1 protein-coding gene is annotated in these 1693 nt (G+C 63.4%); it reads right to left on the bottom strand.

Going from position 1 to position 1693, the window contains the following annotated elements; translation table 11 throughout:
• Nucleotides 1-34: 34 nt before the first annotated feature.
• Complete coding sequence (locus tag AB0280_RS21495; protein ID WP_307493488.1) at nt 35-1234, bottom strand: IS30 family transposase; 1200 nt, start codon at nt 1232-1234, stop codon at nt 35-37.
• Nucleotides 1235-1693 lie beyond the last annotated feature (459 nt).

Here is a 1693-nt window from a genome sequence, read left to right as displayed (position 1 = left end):
GGCGGTTTCTAGGGGTCGTCGCAACACCTGTTGGTTAGGTGGTTAGTAGTAAATCACGTAAGCGCTCGGCTGGAGTCTTCCAGCCGAGCGTTTTGCGTGGACGGCCGTTGAGTTCCTGGGCGACGTGTTCGAGGTCTTCGGGTCCGTAGACGGACAGATCGGTTCCTTTGGGGAAGTACTGTCGCAGCAGGCCGTTGGTGTTCTCGTTGGATCCGCGTTGCCAGGGGCTGGCGGGGTCGCAGAAGTAGACCTGCATGTCTGTGGCGAGGGTGAACGATTTGTGTCCTGCCATTTCCGCGCCCTGATCCCACGTCAGGGAACCTCGCAGGTGCGCCGGCAAGGCGGACATGGTCTTGATGAGGCCGTCACGGACAGTTTCAGCGGTGTGGTCGTCCTGAAGGTGAACGAGCATCACGTAGCGGGTGGTGCGCTCGACCAAGGTCGCGATTGCCGATTGGTTGTTGGCGCCGGTGATCAGGTCGCCCTCCCAATGGCCGGGCACCGCTCGGTCCTCGATTTCGGGCGGCCGCTCGGAAATCATGATCATGGGGTCCACGAACCGGGGAGTGCGTTGTTCCCCGGTGGTGTGGGGTTTTCGGCGGGTCCGGCCGGTGCGCAGGGCTGCCTGTATCTCGCGTTTGAGTCCGCCTCTGGCTTGGAGGTAGAGGGCTTGATAGATCGTCTCTGGGCTCACGCGCATCTCCGGGTCGTCGGGGAACTCTTCGACCAGCGTGTTGCTGATCTGTTCCGGAGACCAGCGTAGGAGCAGCTTGTCCTTCACATACTCACGCAGCGAGGACTCAGCGGCGAGTTTAGCCGTCTTGGGCCGGGTCCGCCGGGCCGCGGCCTTCCGGTGAGCCCCGTGCGGCAGGTAGCCCATCCCGGGGTGGGCGTTTCGGGCCAGCTCGCGGCTGATCGTTGAAGGCGATCTTCCCAGGGCGCGGGCGATCGCCCTGATCGAGGACCCGGCTGCGTGGAGGTCCCGGATCAGCTCCCGTTCCTTGACGTCGAGGTATCGCGGGTCGATGCGTTTTTCCAAGGCCGATACCGGGACCGGTGTCGTTCCGGCCACGCCGCCGCCGGGAGGGGTCATGGTGATCACACCACGTTTGTAGTCGACCATCCGGCCGTCAGGGTAAATGCGTCGCCCACTGGATTTCCGGATTCCTTGGTCCCACTCTTCGGCGGTCCGCAGATGTATCCCGACCGCCGCGGCGGCTTTCCGCCGACTCACGCCGGTCTTGCGCAGCCGGAAGTACTCACCCCGGCCCGAGTGCGGACCCGTCCCCGTTTTCCCATGGCTTTTCAGCCCGGCTTTACGGACCCAGCCGGCACATGTTGCGAGGTTCAGTCCCAACTCCCGTGCGGTCTGCGTTGTGCTCTTGAGCCGGTCGAACACCAGGAAGAACTCAGCCCTTTGGGCAGGGGTGTATTTCCGCTGACGAGCCTCAGGGTCCCGTGGGACCCGCTCCGGGAGCCGTGATTTATGCACCCACTGGTAGCACGTCATCTGATTGAAGCCGAGCTCCGCCGCGGCCGCGCTCACACTCCCACAGCGGCCCAACACAAGGAAGAACTGAGCCTTCTGCTCAGGCGTGTACTTCCTCCGCCCGACAGCTTCCTCCGTTGAAGACGACACGGTCGTTGCAACTCCCAAAAATTCTGGGTGTTGCAACGACCGCTAGAACCCGCC

It is taken from the genome of Pseudarthrobacter sp. 902506025 (genome assembly GCF_040702325.1).
Taxonomy (GTDB): Bacteria; Actinomycetota; Actinomycetes; order Actinomycetales; family Micrococcaceae; genus Arthrobacter.
The sequence above is the reverse complement of the archived record's forward strand: the minus strand, read 5'-3'. Positions and strand labels throughout refer to the sequence as shown.